The sequence below is a fragment of the Stutzerimonas stutzeri KOS6 genome (genome assembly GCF_000307775.2).
Taxonomy (GTDB): Bacteria; Pseudomonadota; Gammaproteobacteria; order Pseudomonadales; family Pseudomonadaceae; genus Stutzerimonas; species Stutzerimonas stutzeri_B.
Map to the genome: position 1 here is coordinate 586,380 of NZ_KK020675.1, position 16,162 is coordinate 602,541.

13 protein-coding genes are annotated in these 16,162 nt (G+C 65.6%); 10 read left to right on the forward strand and 3 right to left on the reverse strand.

The window, feature by feature from the left end:
• Positions 1–173 precede the first annotated feature (173 nt).
• Together B597_RS26735 and B597_RS26740 are read left to right on the forward strand one after the other, a co-directional pair.
• Complete coding sequence (locus tag B597_RS26735; RefSeq protein WP_003294242.1) at positions 174–1,415, forward strand: OprD family porin; 1,242 nt, start codon at positions 174–176, stop codon at positions 1,413–1,415.
• A 65-nt stretch (positions 1,416–1,480) separates the two neighbouring features.
• Positions 1,481–3,076, forward strand: a complete 1,596-nt coding sequence (locus tag B597_RS26740; protein WP_003294243.1) for an argininosuccinate lyase — start codon at positions 1,481–1,483, stop codon at positions 3,074–3,076.
• 4 nt (positions 3,077–3,080) lie between these two features.
• Here the strand turns inward: B597_RS26740 and B597_RS26745 are convergent, their stop codons facing one another.
• Positions 3,081–4,331 carry a cation:dicarboxylate symporter family transporter gene (locus B597_RS26745; protein WP_003294245.1) on the reverse strand — a complete coding sequence of 417 codons (1,251 nt, stop codon included), beginning with the start codon at positions 4,329–4,331 and terminating at the stop codon, positions 3,081–3,083.
• A gap of 112 nt (positions 4,332–4,443) precedes the next feature.
• Here B597_RS26745 and B597_RS26750 point away from each other — a divergent pair, with 112 nt between their 5' ends.
• Positions 4,444–5,370: a LysR substrate-binding domain-containing protein gene (locus tag B597_RS26750; protein WP_003294247.1), complete on the forward strand. Its 927-nt coding sequence runs from the start codon at positions 4,444–4,446 to the stop codon at positions 5,368–5,370.
• Positions 5,371–5,561: 191 nt separating this feature from the next.
• On the opposite strand, the gene B597_RS26755 is transcribed toward B597_RS26750, so the two are convergent.
• Together B597_RS26755 and B597_RS26760 are read right to left on the reverse strand one after the other, a co-directional pair.
• The gene (locus tag B597_RS26755) at positions 5,562–6,263 is read right to left on the reverse strand and encodes an SDR family NAD(P)-dependent oxidoreductase (RefSeq protein ID WP_003294248.1); all 702 of its coding nucleotides are present in this window, start codon (positions 6,261–6,263) and stop codon (positions 5,562–5,564) included.
• Positions 6,264–6,279: 16 nt separating this feature from the next.
• Positions 6,280–7,587 (reverse strand): ABC1 kinase family protein, encoded by a 1,308-nt coding sequence (locus tag B597_RS26760; RefSeq protein ID WP_003294249.1) that lies wholly within the window; start codon positions 7,585–7,587, stop codon positions 6,280–6,282.
• Positions 7,588–7,971: 384 nt separating this feature from the next.
• Between B597_RS26760 and B597_RS26765 the strand changes: the two genes are divergently transcribed.
• The 7 genes from B597_RS26765 (at position 7,972) to B597_RS26795 (ending at position 15,873) form a co-directional block, all read left to right on the forward strand.
• A complete protein-coding gene (locus B597_RS26765) occupies positions 7,972–9,498 on the forward strand; it encodes an ATPase domain-containing protein (RefSeq protein ID WP_003294251.1) in 1,527 nt (508 codons plus the stop codon).
• Positions 9,482–11,173 carry a response regulator gene (locus B597_RS26770; RefSeq protein WP_003294252.1) on the forward strand — a complete coding sequence of 564 codons (1,692 nt, stop codon included), beginning with the start codon at positions 9,482–9,484 and terminating at the stop codon, positions 11,171–11,173. The genes B597_RS26765 and B597_RS26770 overlap by 17 nt, the downstream gene beginning before the upstream one ends.
• A 377-nt stretch (positions 11,174–11,550) precedes the next feature.
• Positions 11,551–12,531 carry an isopenicillin N synthase family dioxygenase gene (locus tag B597_RS26775; RefSeq protein ID WP_003294253.1) on the forward strand — a complete coding sequence of 327 codons (981 nt, stop codon included), beginning with the start codon at positions 11,551–11,553 and terminating at the stop codon, positions 12,529–12,531.
• The gene (locus B597_RS26780) at positions 12,524–13,273 is read left to right on the forward strand and encodes an alpha/beta fold hydrolase (protein ID WP_024161659.1); all 750 of its coding nucleotides are present in this window, start codon (positions 12,524–12,526) and stop codon (positions 13,271–13,273) included. Before B597_RS26775 ends, B597_RS26780 begins: the two co-directional genes overlap by 8 nt.
• 45 nt (positions 13,274–13,318) lie before the next feature.
• Complete coding sequence (locus tag B597_RS26785) at positions 13,319–14,296, forward strand: ABC transporter substrate-binding protein (RefSeq protein WP_003292994.1); 978 nt, start codon at positions 13,319–13,321, stop codon at positions 14,294–14,296.
• 4 nt (positions 14,297–14,300) lie between these two features.
• Positions 14,301–15,104 carry an ABC transporter ATP-binding protein gene (locus B597_RS26790; protein WP_003292993.1) on the forward strand — a complete coding sequence of 268 codons (804 nt, stop codon included), beginning with the start codon at positions 14,301–14,303 and terminating at the stop codon, positions 15,102–15,104.
• Positions 15,091–15,873, forward strand: coding sequence for an ABC transporter permease (locus B597_RS26795; RefSeq protein WP_003292992.1), 783 nt, complete (start codon positions 15,091–15,093; stop codon positions 15,871–15,873). The genes B597_RS26790 and B597_RS26795 overlap by 14 nt, the downstream gene beginning before the upstream one ends.
• Positions 15,874–16,162 lie beyond the last annotated feature (289 nt).

The window sequence follows — 16,162 nt, forward strand, 5'->3', positions numbered from 1 at the left end:
GCGGTCGTGAGGCGGACGCTGTCTTCATGCTCCGCGCTGCATACTTCATAGATATCGACATCAGACAATCTATATATTTTTAATCCTAAACGTAGGTGATTAGCATCGCTCCAGACGCTGCCGGTCGTACATCGACAGCGTCTACCTCCAATAAAAATAAACAGGAGACAGTGATGCTCAAGTCACCGAAGCCGCTCGCTGCGGCGATTGCGGTTGCTGCGCTGGGTGCGAGTTTGCCGGGTGTGGTCATGGCGGAGTTTCTGGCGGACAGCAAGGCGACGCTCGAACTGCGCAACTTCTACTTCAATGCCGATTACCGACAGGATGGCGCCAATCAGTCGAAGCGCGACGAGTGGGCGCAGGGCTTTTTACTCAACTATGAGTCCGGCTTTACCGAGGGGCCGGTCGGCTTCGGGATCGATGCCATCGGGCTGCTCGGGGTGAAGCTCGACTCAGGTCCGGAGCGGCAGAATTCGGGGCTGTTGCCGGTGGGCGATGACAAGGCGCCCGACGAATACAGCCAGCTAGGCGCAGCGGCCAAGATGCGCTACTCGAAGACCACCCTGCGCGTCGGCACCCTGCTGCCGAAACTGCCGACGGTGCTGCCGAACGATTCGCGCCTGTTGCCGCAGACCTTCCGGGGCGGCATGGTGACATCGCGGGAGATCGACGGACTGACGCTGAACGCGGGTCGCCTCACACAGAACAGCCTGCGCAACTCCGCCGCCAACGACGACATGCAGGTAGCCGGCAAGGGCATCCGCGGTGGGCAGGCCAGTGACCAGTTCGATTTCGCCAGCGCCAGCTACCGCTGGACCGACAGCCTGACCACCGGCTACCACTACGGCCACCTGGACCAGAACTACAAACAGCACATTTTCAACCTGTCGCATGTCTTGCCCTTGGGCGAGGACCAGGCCTTCAAGAGCGATCTGCGCTTCGCTCGCTCCACCGAGGCGGGCAACACCAACGTCGACAACGATGCCTTCGGCGCCAAGTTCACCTACCAGCTCGGCGGTCATGCCTTCGGCGCGGCATATCAGAAGATAAGCGGCGAGACGGGCTTTCCGCATATCAACGGAACCAACTCGTACCTGGTCAACTACGTGATGATCTCGGCGGATTTCGCCAGCCCCGGCGAGAAGTCCTGGCAGCTGCGTTACGACTATGACTTCGCCGCGATGGGCATCCCCGGCCTGAGCTTCATGACGCGCTACCTGCGCGGCGACGGCTTCGACGGCCCGGGCGGACGCGATGGCCGCGAATGGGAACGCGATACCGATATCGGCTATGTGTTCCAGCAAGGCGCGCTGAAGAATTTCGGCGTGAAGCTGCGCAACGGCACCTACCGAAGCACGGGCAACGACATCGATCAGACCCGCTTCATCCTCAGCTACACGCTGCCGCTGCTGTAACGGCCCCGCCCCTGCCATGCCGTCGCTCGCACGGGTGATGGTGTCGTTTCACGAGGAGATCCTTCATGTTCATGCAAAAGACTCTGCTTTCCCTGGCCGTGGCGTTCGCCCTGGCCTCCAGCCATCTGAGCGTACAGGCGGCGGATACTGCCGACCTGCCCTGCCGCACCACGGCCGAATGTGCGGCCGAAGCGGCGAAGATCGGCGCCACGGTCGATCGCGCCGGCGCCAGCAAAGGCAAGCACGACGACCAGTTCACCTGGGTCAACCGGATCAACAAGGCATCCATCGTCATGCTGACCGAGGAAAAGATCGTCGACCGCGACCAAGGCCGCGAAATCGCCCGCGGCGTTCAGCATGTCATCGACCAGGCCGGCAAAGCCGATGGCAAGCGGCCCAGCGACGTGATGCAGATCGAACGCATCATGATCGACAAGATCGGCCCGCAGGCATCGCTGATCCACTCCGGGCGCAGCCGCCAGGACATGTACGCCACCTACCGGCTGGCCACCCTGCGCAGCCAGCTGCTGGACTACACCGACGCGATGAACGCCACCCGCGCGCGGCTGCTGGAGCTGGCCAAGGACAACGTCGACACGCTGATCCCGGCCTACACCAACGGCGTGCAGGCTCAGCCGATCACCTATGCGCACTATCTGCTGGCCTACGAGGCGGCGTTCGAGCGCGACGCCCAGCGCATCCGCGAGCTGTACGAGCGGCTGAACCGCAGCCCAATGGGCACCGCGGTGCTGGCCAACTCGGGCTGGCCGCTGAACCGCGAGCGCCTGTCCGAACTGCTCGGCTTCGATGACGTGCGCGAGAATTCCCTGGATGCCGGGCAGGTCTCGACCTATGACATCCCCATCGAGGCAGCCGGCATCGCCTCGTCGTCGGCGATCCGCATCGGCGCAATGCTGGGTGACATCCACACCCAGTACCATCAGATCCGCCCGTGGCTGCTGCTCGAGGAAGGCTCCACCTATACCAGCAGCGCCATGCCGCAGAAGCGCAACCCCGGGTTGATCATGCGGGCACGGGAATCGGCTTCTGACGTGGTCGGCCTGGCCCACACCGTCACCCTGCGTGCGCATAACGTGACGACCGGCATGACCGACTACAAGTTCGCCTTCGACGGCCTCGGTCTGTTCGATAGCGCGCACGAGATGTTCGTCCGCACCGGCAAGGTGATGGATGCGCTGGTGGTCAACCCGGAACGGGCGATGGAAGAGCTGGAAGCCGAATGGACCACATCCATGGAGCTGGCGGATACCCTCGAGCGAGAGCACAAGGTGCCCTTCCGCATCGGTCACAGCTTCGCCTCCGCGGTAGTCGGCCATGCGCGCAAGGAAGGCTTCGTGCCGGCCAACTTCCCCTACGCCGAGGCGCAGCGCCTGTTCACCAAGGCCGCGGACAAGTACGAGTGGAAGACCCGCACCCTGCCGCTGAGCGAGTCGGCCTTCCGCGCCACGCTGTCACCGCAGAACATGGTCGAGACCCGCGTCGGCACCGGCGGCCCGCAGCCGGCGGAGGTCAAGCGCATGCTTGGTGAAGCCAACAAGGCGCTGGCCGGTGATCAGCACTGGACCAAGGCCCGCCGTGATCGACTGGCCACAGCCGAGAGCGAGCTGGACAAGGCCTTCAACGCCCTGCTGAAGAACTGAGCCGCTAGCGTTTCCCGGCGATGCTGCCGGGAAACGCCACCTGCCGACGGGGCTCCAGGGCTTCTCGGAGTGCCTTGCGATCCAGCGCACCGGCCCACGCTGAAACCACCACGCAGGCCAGACTATTTCCGATGACGTTGGTCAGTGACCGACACTTCATCAGCCGCTCGACGCCGAGCAACAGACCGAGCGCTTCCAGCGGCACCAGATTCAGACCCGCGACCGTCGCCGTCAACGTCAGGAAGGCGGAGCCGGCCGCGCTGGTCGACCCCAGCGACGTCAGCAGCGCGATCATCAGCAGGACCGACAGCTGCATTCCGTCCAGTGCGATGCCCGCCAGTTGCGCGAGAAACACCGCGGCGCAGGTCACGTAGATATTCGAACCGGCGAGGTTGAAGGTGTAGCCGGTGCTGAGCACCAGTCGCACCTCCCGACGCCCGCATCCGGCGCGCTCAAGCTTTTCGATCAGCCCCGGTACCGCAGCCACGGAGGCACCGGTAAAGGCGACCAGGCAGAGTTCGGCCTTGATATAGGCGATGAGTCGAAACAGGCCGATGCCGCCCAGCCGGGCCATGACACCCATTACAACGACGATGAACAGCAGGCAGGCGAAATACACCGTGCCGACGAACTTGAGCAGTGGCCAGGCCGATGCAGGCCCGTACCGCCCGACGGTGTATGCCATGGCGCCGAATGCGGCCAGCGGCGCGAACTTGAGCAGCATGCGCAACGCCTTGAGCAGCCAATCGACCAGCACATCCAAGCGGCGCCGCAACGGCTCGCCCGCATCGCCCGCCCAGCCGAGACCGAGACCGAACAGCAACGCCGCCAGCAATACCGGAAGAATGATGGTGTGTCCGACGACCTGCGCCAGGCTGGTCAGGACGGCCGCAGGCAGGTCATGCATCGGCTGCGTCGTCGATACCGGAAACGACACGGCATCGAGACCGGGAGCCAGCAACGTCGCCACGGCCGCTCCGGTGATCAGCGACAGCACGGCCATCAGCAGGAAATACGCCATCACGCGCCCGGCGCAGCGGGTCTTCTGGCCGCGCTCCCCGAAGCCGGCCACCGCGGAGGACACCAGCACGAACATCACCAGCGGCACCGCATGGCCGATCACGCCGAGGAAGGCATCGCTGAGCGGCTTCATCTCGATGGCCAGCAGCGGTCGCATGATGCCCAGCGAAAGACCCAGGGCGATCGCGAACAGGAGGAGCACGGTGTCGTTGCGGTACAGCTTGGATAAAATCATGGGCCGCCGAGCGAAGTTGTTGTTTTAGTCGCTTCAGTGCCCCGTATCCTACCTCATCAGGACACACCCGCCGCCCGCACATCGGCCGCCGCCCCGCCAGGATTACCAGCTTATGGAACTTCGCCACCTCCGCTATTTCGTCATGGTTGCCGAGGAAAGGCATTTCACCCGCGCCGCTGCACGCCTGCATATGCAGCAGCCGCCGTTGAGCCAGCAGATCCGGGCGCTGGAAACGGAGCTCGGGTTCGACCTGTTCAAGCGCCATCCCAAGGGTGTGGACCTGACCACTGGCGGAGCGGCGTTTCTGGAGGAGGCCCAGGCGATCCTGGCGCGGGTAGAGGACGGTGCCCGCCGCGCCGCCCGCGTCGCCACCGGTGTGGAGGGCACGCTGACGATCGGCTTTACCTCGTCCGCGGCAGCGCACCCGTTGATTCCGCGCATCATCCGCGCCTACCGCGAGCAGTACCCGGCGGTTTCCATCACCTTGCAAGAAGGCAACGCCGGGCGCCTGACCGAACGCGCATGCGCTGGCGAACTGGAGGTCGGGATCCTGCGCGCACCGGTCGGTCGGCCGGCCGGCATCGACTTCCACCGCCTGCTGGTAGAGGAGCTGCTGTGGGTACTTCCGGTCGGTCACCCGGCACTGGCCAGCTCCGATGGCGGAATCGACCTTCAGATCCTGCGCAACGAGCCCTTCATTCTGGTGCGCCGGCCCGGCGCACCGGGGATGTATGCCAATCTGCTGCGTGTCTGCCAGGCGGCGGGGTTCGAGCCCAAGGTGGCCTTCGAGGTCGAACGCATGCTCACGAACGTCAGCCTGGTTGCGGCTGGCGAGGGAATATCGGTGGTGCCCGCCTCCATGCGCGACATTCATCGAGACAGCGTGGTTTACCGTCGGATCCTGGGCGCGCGCCCGCGCCTGGTCGCACCCTTGACCATGGTCTGCCGCCGCTTCAACCAGTCCCCGGCATTACAGAACTTTATCCGGCTCGCTCGGCAATGGGCCAAGGAACACCGGGCTCAAGCACTGCGGAAATGAGCATCGGCCGTCATCGAAGCCAGGCAACCTTTGCGCTCGACGGCTTGTGGCTGGTCTGCGCTCGGCTTCACCGGCAAATGCAGGAGATGCTGGCTGCCGTTGCGGCACAAGCGAAGTCGGCACCCCCCAGCTTGGGACGGCGACAACGACATAAAGCTAGCACCCTTGCTTTCTGCCGCTGTACGCCCGCGCTACCACGGCAGTTCCTCCCCGCTGTAGGCATAGAAGCCACCGCTCGCGTCCGGGCCCGCACTGTCGACCACCCGCAGCAGATCCTGCGCTGCATTGGCGGCTGGGCGGCCGATTTCGGCGCCGCGGAAGGGTTGCGACAGGCGCGAGTTCACCGTGCCCGGGTGCAGCGCCAGCAGCACGGCGTTCGGCTGGCTGCGGCGGACTTCGATGGCAGCCGTCCTGATCAGCATGTTCAGCGCGGCCTTGGAAGCACGGTAGCTGTACCAGCCGCCGAGGCGGTTGTCGCCGATGCTGCCGACCTTGGCCGAGAGCATGGCCAGCACGCCGCGCTGGCGGTCGAGCAGGCCGCTGAAGTGGCGCAGCACCAGCGCCGGGCCGAAGGTGTTGATCTGGAAGGTGCGTAGCAGCTGCTCCTGGTTGAGATCGGCGAGGCGCTTCTCCGGCATGAAGTCGGCGTCATGCAGCACCCCGGCGGCGTTGATGATCAGCTGAAACGGCCCCTGTCCGGCCACGGCTGCCGCCGCCTGTTCGATGCTCGCAGGGTCGGCCAGGTCGAGCGCCGGTGCGGATGCGCGACTCAGCGTGATCACCGAAGCGCAGCGTGGATCGCCACGCAGGGCCTCGACCAATGCTGCGCCGATGCCACCGCTGGCGCCGATCACCAGCGCGCGAAACCCATCGGGGAATGATTGCATCTGCATGGCAGGCTCCAATTGTTCAGGATTGGCAAGACCCGGCCTCGCTGCGCCAGCGGTCGATATGCGCGGCGAGCAGATCGGCGATGGGCAGGCAGGCACCGAGTCGATAGAGGTTCCAGTAGTGGCCTTCCAGCGTGCGATTGATCAGCAACGTACCGGAGGCCGGTTGCAGGCTGCCGAGCGCCGACATCAGCAACGGGAACAGCTCGGAGAGCTGCCGATGCAGTGCGGCGCCGCGAAAATCCCACTGCGCACCGGGTTGCAGCAACGGATGCAGCATCAGGTGGATGCGCCGGTACAGGCCATGGGGCGGCGTGCTCCCGGGCTGGCGGCCGCCCAGCGCCTGAAAGCCGGGTTCCAGTGCTTCGCTGGACGGGCCACGCAGCGCCTCGAATATCTGCACGTAGCCGGCCAGCAGGTGCGGCTCGACCCGCAGCACACTGCCGAAATCGTAGATCAGCAGCTCGCCGTCCGCGGTCCAGGCAAGGTTGCCTGGATGCGGGTCGGTGTGCAGCATTTGCAGCCCGAACGCCTGCGCCGCAAGCCACTGGCAAAGGGTTTCGGCCAGCCGTTGGCGCACCTGCGCCGGCGCTTGCTCCACCTCGGCCATGGAGCGCCCCGGCAGCTCTTCCAGCACCAGCACGCCGGGTCGGCAGAGCTCGCCGGCGGCAAACGGAATGCGGATGCCTGGCCAGTCACTGAAGTACTGGCGGAACGCTTCGAGACGGGCTCTTTCGGCATCGTAATCCAGCTCCTCGCCGATGGCCCGCTGCAGCTCGAGGTACACCGCCTCCAGGCGCGCCGGCGGCGTGCCGAACAGGCGGCCCAGCGGCATCAACCGGCGCAGCTGGCGCAGGTCGGCATCGCATATGGCACGGATGCCGGGATACTGGATCTTCATGATCAGCGCCCTGCCCTGGCGATCCCGGGCGCGGTGCACCTGACCCAGCGAGGCGGCCGCAGCAGGCACTGGCTCGATCGACTCGAACAGCTCGTACAGCCTGCCGTCGTAGAGCTGCTGCAGATTGGCCTGCAGCGCCGCGAATGGCAGCGAGGGCACCTGGTTCTGCAGGCGCGCCAGGGCCGCACTGACCGGCCCGGGCAACAGGTCCTGCCATTGCGAGGCCTGCTGACCGAGCTTGAGCACCGGTCCCTTCATCTGCCCGAGCGCGTCACCGAGCAGTTCGCCCACCGGCTCCCAGTCGGTGCGCGCCTTGCCCGGGGTGATGCGCTGTACCAGCAGGTTGCCAGCGATACGCGCGCCGGTTCCGCCCAGTTGCAGAAAGCGCCCCAGTGCCGATGCCGAGGGACGTGAGAATCGAGACATGCAGGCGACCCGTGAAGGCAAAGGCTGATCATGGAGCAGCCGGGCCAGCGATCCAATACCCAATGGTTGCAGCCTGTTGCATCGTCGCTGCGGCGGAACAACAAGCGCAGCGCCAAACGCGTGTGGCTCGGCGTCAGCATGGCATTCAGCGGCGAACGCGGAACGGGCGGACAGCGAATGAGTCGGATTAGATGACCGCGCCCTCGAGCGTCGCCTGCCGAGCGCATTCGGCGAACACGGCACGCCACCGTGCGACGACTCGAGCGGCTTCCGGCCCGACCACTGCAGGCAATCCCGCGCGTGTTTGCGTCCGACCTGGCTCTTTTGCGGGCCATGTGGATATCAAGCAAGGCACGCGGCGAAGCCTGCCCAAGGAGAACGGAAATGACCGACTCGACTACTCCCCCCCATCACCCGGACGCTGAAGCCCCGCGCATTTCCACCGGCAGCGAGGGGCTGGACGACATCCTCGGCGGCGGCCTGGACCCCAACCGCATGTACCTCTATGAAGGCTGCCCCGGATCGGGGAAAACCACCATCGCGCTGCAATTCTTGTTCGAAGGCGTGCGCCAAGGCGAAAACGTCCTCTATGTGACCCTGTCGGAAACCAGGGACGAGCTGGAGCTGGTGGCCAAGCGACACGGCTGGACTCTGGACGGCATCGATGTGTTCGAGCTGGTCACCCCGGAGGCGAGCCTCGATCCGGAACTCGAACTGACCGTGCTGCATCCGGCGGAAATGGAGCTGAGCGAAACCACGCAGCAGGTGTTCGATCGCGTCACCGAGACCAACCCGAGCCGGGTCATCTTCGACAGCCTTTCGGAAATGCGCCTGCTGGCGCAAAGCCCGCTGCGCTATCGGCGGCAGGTGCTGGCGCTCAAACACTTCTTCACCACGCGCAACTGCACCGTGATCCTGCTTGACGACCAGACTTCGGAAAAGGGCGATCTGCAGCTGCATTCCATCTCCCACGGCGTAGTCATGCTCGAACAGCTGGCCATCGACTATGGCGCCGAGCGCAGGCGGCTGCGGGTCATCAAGATGCGTGGCATCCAGTTCCGCGGCGGTTATCACGACTTCGTCATCCGCAAAGGTGGCCTGCGGATCTACCCGCGGCTGGTCGCCGCCGAGCACCATTCGCCATTCATCGGCACCCTCGCCTCCTCCGGCAACGAAGCGCTGGACAGGATGCTCGGGGGCGGACTGGAGCGCGGCACCAACGCGCTGCTGGTCGGCGCGGCCGGCGTCGGGAAATCATCGTTGGCCCTGAGCTATGCCGGAGCCGCATGCGCTCGCGGCGAACAGGTGGCCTTCTTCGTCTTCGACGAGAACATCGGCACCCTGCTGGCACGCGGACGCTCACTCGGCTTGGCCATGGAGCCCTGGATCGAGCAGGGCCTGCTGCATCTGCAGCAGGTCGATCCCGCCGAGCTGTCACCGGGCGAATTCATCTCCGCGGTGCGTCAGAGTGTCGAAGTGCAGGGCGCGAAGCTGGTCATCCTGGACAGCCTCAACGGGTATCTGCACGCCATGCCCGACGGCAAATTCCTCATCCTGCAGATGCATGAGCTGCTGAGCTACCTGGGCCAGAAAGGGGTAATCAGCATCATGGTGCTGGCCCAGCATGGGATGGTCGGCCCGATCGATGCACCGATCGATATCAGCTACCTCAGCGATGCCGTTATCATGCAGCGCTACTTCGAGCATGCCGGCGTCGTTCGCCGGGCCTTGTCTGTGGTGAAGAAGCGCAGCGGGCGGCATGAAAACACCGTCCGCGAATATCGCCTCAGCGCTGCCGGCCTGCAGGTCGGGCCGCCCCTCAGCCATTTCAGTGGCATCCTCTCGGGCACGCCGGAATACTTCGGCGATGCGACCTTACTGTTTACGGACGAGCATGACGACGCCCATTAAGCGAGACAACCCGATTGTAGTTGTCTATGCCCCGATCGGCCGCGACGGCCCCGCTTCGGCGGAGCTGCTCGGCCGCAGCGGCATGGATGCCGTTGTCTGCCACAGCGTTGCGGAAGTGCTGCAACGCGCCGAAAGCGACGCCGATGCCGTGTTCATCGCCGAGGAAGGTTTGTTCGGCCAGGATCTCGAAGGGATTTCGGACTGGGTCAGGCGGCAGCCAGCCTGGTCGGACTTTCCCTTCGTCGTACTTACCAGCAAGCAACAACAACCAGCGGTCGCTGCCTGGCGCCAGCGCATGGTCGCCGCGCTGCGCAACGTCTCGCTGCTGGAACGTCCGGTGCAGGGCATCACCCTGACCAGCGCCCTGAAAACCGCCCTGCGCGGGCGTCATCGCCAGTACGAAGTCAGGGCCCTGCTGGAAGCGCGTGAGCGGGCCTCGCAACAACTCGAAGAGCTGATCGTCGAACGCACCAGCGAACTGGAAGAGGCCAACCTAGAATTGCGCACACAAATGGAAGAACGTGCACATATCGAGGAAACCCTGCGCCAGACGCAGAAGATCGAAGCCATCGGCCAACTCACCGGAGGCATCGCCCACGATTTCAATAACCTGCTGATGGTCATCTCGGGCGGCCTAGACATGCTCGATCGGCGCGACGATCCGGATCGCCGCAAGCGCCTGATGGACGGCATGCGGCAAGCGGCCCAGCGCGGCTCGGCGCTGACTCGCCAGTTGCTGGCCTTCTCCAGGCGCCAGTCCCTGGCCCCCGAACCTGTCGACCTGGCCAGCCGCATCAGCCAGATACGTGAAATGCTCGACCGCAGCCTGCGTGGCGACGTGCATGTCCGCCAGCAGTTCGCGCCTGACCTGTGGCCAGTACAGGTCGATCCGGGCGAACTGGAGCTGGTCATCCTCAACCTGGCGGTCAATGCGCGCGATGCCATGCCTATGGGCGGCTCCATTCTGCTGCAGGCCTGCAACGCACCGAATGAACAGGTCATGGGCCGCAGAGCAGACTTCGTCCGCCTTGCCGTGATCGATACGGGCACCGGCATCCCCGCCGAGGTGCGCAGCCGGGTGTTCGACCCGTTCTTCAGCACCAAGGAAATCGGCAAGGGCTCGGGCCTGGGGTTGGCGCAGGTGTATGGGTTCGCCAGGCAATCGGGCGGTACCGTCTGGATAGAGAGCGAATGCGGCCAGGGCACCAGCGTGATCCTGCTGCTACCACGAGCCGAGCAGACTCCCGCACAACCCGCCGACGATGCGCAGGCCGCGGATGACGACTGCGACGTCTCCGTCGGCAGTGTCCTGCTGGTGGACGATGACGAGGAAGTCGCCGCCCTGGTCGGCGAGATGCTGGAACATCTCGGCTACCGCGTCACTTATGCGGCCAATGCCACCGAGGCACTCAACGCACTGGCCAATGGCTGCAAGGTGGACATCGTGTTCTCCGACGTGATGATGCCCGGCGGCATGAACGGCGTTGAGCTGGCCCGGGAAATCCGCAGCCGTGCGTTGGGCATCCCCGTGCTGCTCACCAGCGGCTACGCCGAGGCCGCCCTGCAGTCGGTCATCGCCGAGGGCATACAGGTACTGGCCAAGCCGTACCGGCTGGAAGAGCTGGCGGAGGCGCTGCGCGAGGCCATCGAAGCTGCAGCAGTGGCTGCCGGTTGACCCATGCGCTGATGCAGGGCTGAACGCCTGGGGCATTGCATCGGCGGCTGGCGCCGAACAACGCCGCCACGGATCGTTGCCACGCCAGAGCACGGCGTGTCTGCAAAAAAATATCCGCCACCAGGCCGCCCGCACGGCGCGCCAAGACAGTGCAGCAGGAACAGCCTCTGCCTGGCTCCGAGCCCGCCACCCGCCTGCATCCGCGCCCTTGCCGACGCACCATTGGAGCCCACTGCCCGCCTCGCAATGAGGCATGCTCCTCTGCTGCCGAAACGGCATCAGCATGCTCGATATTCTCTGCTTTTGCGCTCAGGCAGTGCGACCAGATACTGCGCCCGCCGGCCGCCATTCCGCAGCCGGTCAAGCAGGACAGACACATGAAAGATGCCCTTTGCGCCCGCCATCTCGACGCCGCCGCGCTGCCGCTGATCGATATCGCCGGGCTGTTTTCAGCCGAACCTGCCGACCGCATCGCCGTCGCCGAGCGCATCGGTGCGGCCTGTCGCGAGGTCGGCTTCTTCTGCATTGCCAACCATGGCGTCGATCCGGCGCTGCAGCGCGAAGTGTTCACCCAGGCGCAGGCCTTTTTCGCCCAGCCGGAGACGGCCAAGCGTGCCGTGGACAAGGCTCTTTCGAAGGCCAACCGCGGCTATGAGCCACTGCGTGGGCAGGTGCTGGAAGCCGGGGCGCCGGCCGATCTCAAGGAAGGCTTCTATATCGGCGAGGAACTGGCCGAGAACGACCCCCGCGTGCAGGCCGGGCGCTTCAACCATGGCGCCAACCAGTGGCCCGCCGAGCCCACAGCCTTTCGCCCGAGCATGGAGCGTTACCGCGATGCGATGAATGCGCTGGCGACCCGGTTGATGGGCGCGCTGGCGCTGTCTCTGCAGCTGCCCGAGGATTATTTCGCCGGCTTTTGCCGCGATTCCATGAGCACCCTGCGCCTGCTGCATTACCCGCCGCAGCCGGCCAATGCCGCGCCCGGCGAAAAGGGCTGCGGCGCGCATACCGACTTCGGCGGCCTGACGCTCTTGCTGCAGGACGAGAACCCCGGCCTGCAGGTCTGGGATCGCCACAGCGAAAGCTGGATTCACGCCGAGCCAGTGCCTGGCACCTATGTGATCAACCTCGGCGACATGATCGCCCGCTGGACCAACGACCGTTACCGCTCGACCTTGCACCGGGTGGTCAACATCTCCGGGCGCGAGCGCTACAGCGTGCCGTTCTTCTTCAGCGGCAACCCGGACCATCTGGTCGAGTGCCTGCCGGTCTGCCTGGCGCCGGGCGAGACGCCGCGCTACCCCGCGGTGACGGTGGAAGAACACCACCGCGAGATGTACCGGAGGACCTATGGCTGACATCGTCCTCATCCACGGCGCCTGGGCCGGCAGCTGGGTCTGGGATTCGCTGCAGGATGGCCTGCGCAGTGCCGGACACAGGCCCCACGCGGTCGATCTGCCGGGCAATGGCAGCGACGCCACGCCGTTGGCGGATGTCTCGCTGGAACGCTACATCGAGCATGTCGGCGGGTTGATCGAGACGCTGCCCGGCCCGGTGCACCTGGTGGCTCATTCCGGCGGCGGGGTGACGGCCACAGCGGTCGCCGAGCGCTATGCCGAACGCATCGCCGGAGTCGCCTATGTCGCCGGGATGATGCTGCCCAGCGGCATGGGCTTCGGCGAGCTCTGCACAGAGCTGAGCCGCGACTTTCCCGAGGTCAGCGGCATCGGACCCTATCTCGAAGCAGCGCCCGGCGGCAGCCGCGTACCCAGCGATGCCGCCTGCGCAGTCTTCTTCCACGACGCACCGGCGCAGGCCGCGGTCGACGCGGCGCGCCGCCTGACGGTGCAGCCCGACGGCGGGCGCGACATCGCCGCGCACTGGAGCGCCGAGCGCTTCGGCCGCCTGCCGCGCCTTTACATCGAGGCCACGCGGGACCGCTCCGTACTGCCGCTGGTGCAACAGCGCATGCAGCAGCTGGTGCCGGGCGCCGAGCAGGTGCTGCTCGATTGCGGCCACGCACCGCAGCTGGCCGCGCCGCAAGCACTGCTCGCCGCCCTCCTGGATTTCTTCGCTCGCCATCCGCATCCGGCGTTCTGACCCGTTTATTGCATTGCGCTATCAGCCAACCTCAAGGAGCTTTCCATGTTCAAGAAAACCCTGATCGCCAGCACCCTGCTGGCCCTGTTCAGCCACTCCGTCCTCGCCGCCGACAAGGTGCGCTGGCTCAACGACTGGCTGCCGGCCGGCGACAAGGCGGCAATCTACCTCGGCGTCGAGCAGGGCCTGTTCGCCGCCGAAGGCATCGAGGTGGAAATCGCCAGCGCTCGCGGTGGCAGCGATGTGGTGACCAAGCTGGCCACCAACAGCGCCGACTTCGGCTCCGCCGGCCTGGCCTCGCTGCTGCAGGCCAAGGCCCAGGGCGATGTACCGGTGGTGGCGGTCGCGCCGATCTACAACAAGCAGCCGGATGCCTTCTTCACCACCGAAGGCTCGGGCATCGAGAGCTTCAAGGACATCGTCGGCAAGACGGTCGCCACCCCGACCTTCTCCGCCTCCAACGTGGTCTGGCCGCTGCTGCTGGAGCGCAACGGCATCGACCCGGCCAGCGTCAAGCTGCTCAAGCTCGACCCGGGCGCGCTGGCACCGATGCTCGCCACCGGCAAGGTCGACGCCACCATCAACTGGCTGACCGTCGCCCCCGGCTTCGTCCGCGCCCTCGGCGAGGCGGACAAGACGCTGAAGACCATCCCCTGGTCCGAGTACGGTTTCGAAGGCTACGGCCTGTCGCTGGTGGCATCGCAGCGCTTCGTGCAGAGCAATCCGGAGTTGGCCAAGAAATTCGTCAAGGCCTATCAGCAGGCGCAGAAGAACGCCATTGCCGATCCGGCTGCCGCCGCCGCGGCGCTGAAGAAGATGGTCAGCGAGGTCGACGAGCAGCAGGCCGAGGAGCAGTTCGTCGCGTCGGTGCCGCTGATGCAGAACGCCATCAGCGACGCCGAAGGCGCCGGCTTCGACGCCAAGCGCCTGGCCACCACCTGGGAATGGGTCGCCAAGGCACAGGGGCTGGAGGTCGACAGCCTGGACCCGGCCAGCGCCATCGACTCCAGCCTCAGCGAGTAATGCCATGAGCGCCGCAGCCCCGAATGCCACACCGCGTCCCAACATCAGCTTCGACCGGGTCAGCCAGGTCTTCACCTCCTCCGATGGCAGCGAGGTGGTGGCCCTGGACAATGCCAGCTTCGACATCGGCCGCCACGAGTTCATCGCGGTGCTCGGCCCGTCGGGCTGCGGCAAGTCCACGCTGCTGCGCATCCTCGCCGGACTGGTCAAGCCGACCCACGGCCAGGTCAGCATCTACGGCAGCCCGGTAGACGGCCCGCGCGACGAAATCGGCATCGTCTTCCAAAAGCCGACGCTGCTGCCCTGGCTGAACATTCGCGACAACCTGACCTTCCCCATGCGCCACAAGTACGGCCGCGTCACCGCCCAGGAGATCACCCGCGGCGAGGAACTGCTGGAACTGGTGGGGCTCAAGGAGTTCGGCAACAAGCGTCCGGACGAGCTCTCCGGCGGCATGCAGCAGCGTGCGGCGATCGCCCGGGCGCTGCTGCACGACCCGGAAATCCTGCTCATGGACGAGCCGTTCTCGGCCCTCGACGCGCTGACCCGCGACGAACTGAGCCTGGAGCTGCTGAACATCTGGACCCAACGCCCGAAGACGGTGCTGTTCATCACCCACTCGATTCCCGAGGCGCTGCTGCTGGCCGACCGCATCCTGGTGATGTCGGCACGTCCCGGCCGCGTGCAGGAAATCATCGATGTCGACCTGCCGCGCCCGCGGTCCATGGAAACCCTCACGGAGCCCCGTTTCAATGAGCTCGCCAACCACATCCGCCGCAAGGTCTTCTCGCGCCATGCCGACCATTAAGTTCAAGGCCCAGGCGGATCGTTTCGCGCCCTGGCTCGCCCTGCTCGTCCTGCTGCTGGTGTGGGAAGCGGCCTGCCGTCTGCTCAAGCTGCCGAGCTTCGTGCTGCCCTCGCCCAGCGCCATCCTCGCGGCAACGCAAAAGGTCGGCCCCGGTGCCTGGGCCGAGCATATCTTCGCCACGCTGCGGGTGACCCTGATGGGCTACGGCCTGTCGATCCTGATCGGCATTCCGCTGGCCATCGCCCTGGCCTCTTCGCGGGTGATGTCGCGCACGCTGTATCCGCTGCTGGTGATCGTGCAGTCGACGCCGATCGTCGCGGTCGCGCCGATCATCGTGGTGGTGATGGGCGCCGGCGACCTGCCGCGGGTGTTCATCACCTTCCTCATCGCCTTCTTCCCGATCGTGGTGTCCTGCGTCACCGGCCTGCTGGCGACGCCCGAGGAACTGGTGGAGCTGTCGCGTTCGCTGGGCGCTTCCAGGGCCCGCGAGTACCGCAACATCCGCCTGCCCTATGCGATCCCGCATCTGTTCTCGGCGCTGCGCATCTCCATCACCCTGGCGGTGATCGGCGCGGTGGTGGCCGAGTTCGTCGCCGCGGAAAAGGGCCTGGGCTACTTCATCAACTTCTCCACCTCGATGTTCCAGGTGCCGCAAGCCTTCGCCGCGCTGATGATGCTGGTGGTGATCAGCCTGCTGCTGTTCCACCTGATCGGGTTGCTGCAGAAGATATTCTTCCCCTGGAGCCTGCCCAAGGCGCAGCAGTCATGAACCTGATGCGGACTGGCAGAGGCCCACGGGCGAATGAATTCGCCCCTACAAAAGCCAGTGCCCCCCCGTAGGGGCGAACTTGTTCGCCCACATCGACCGCAGCCCACTGGCGAATGAATTCGCCCCTACAAAAGCCGGTGCCGTACCCGTAGGGGCGAACTTGTTCGGCCACATCGACCGCAGCCCGCGGGTGAATGAATTCGCCCCTACAAAAGCCAGTGCCACCCCCCGTAGGGGCGAACTTGTTCGCCCACATCGACCGCAGCCCGCGGGTGAATGAATTCGCCAC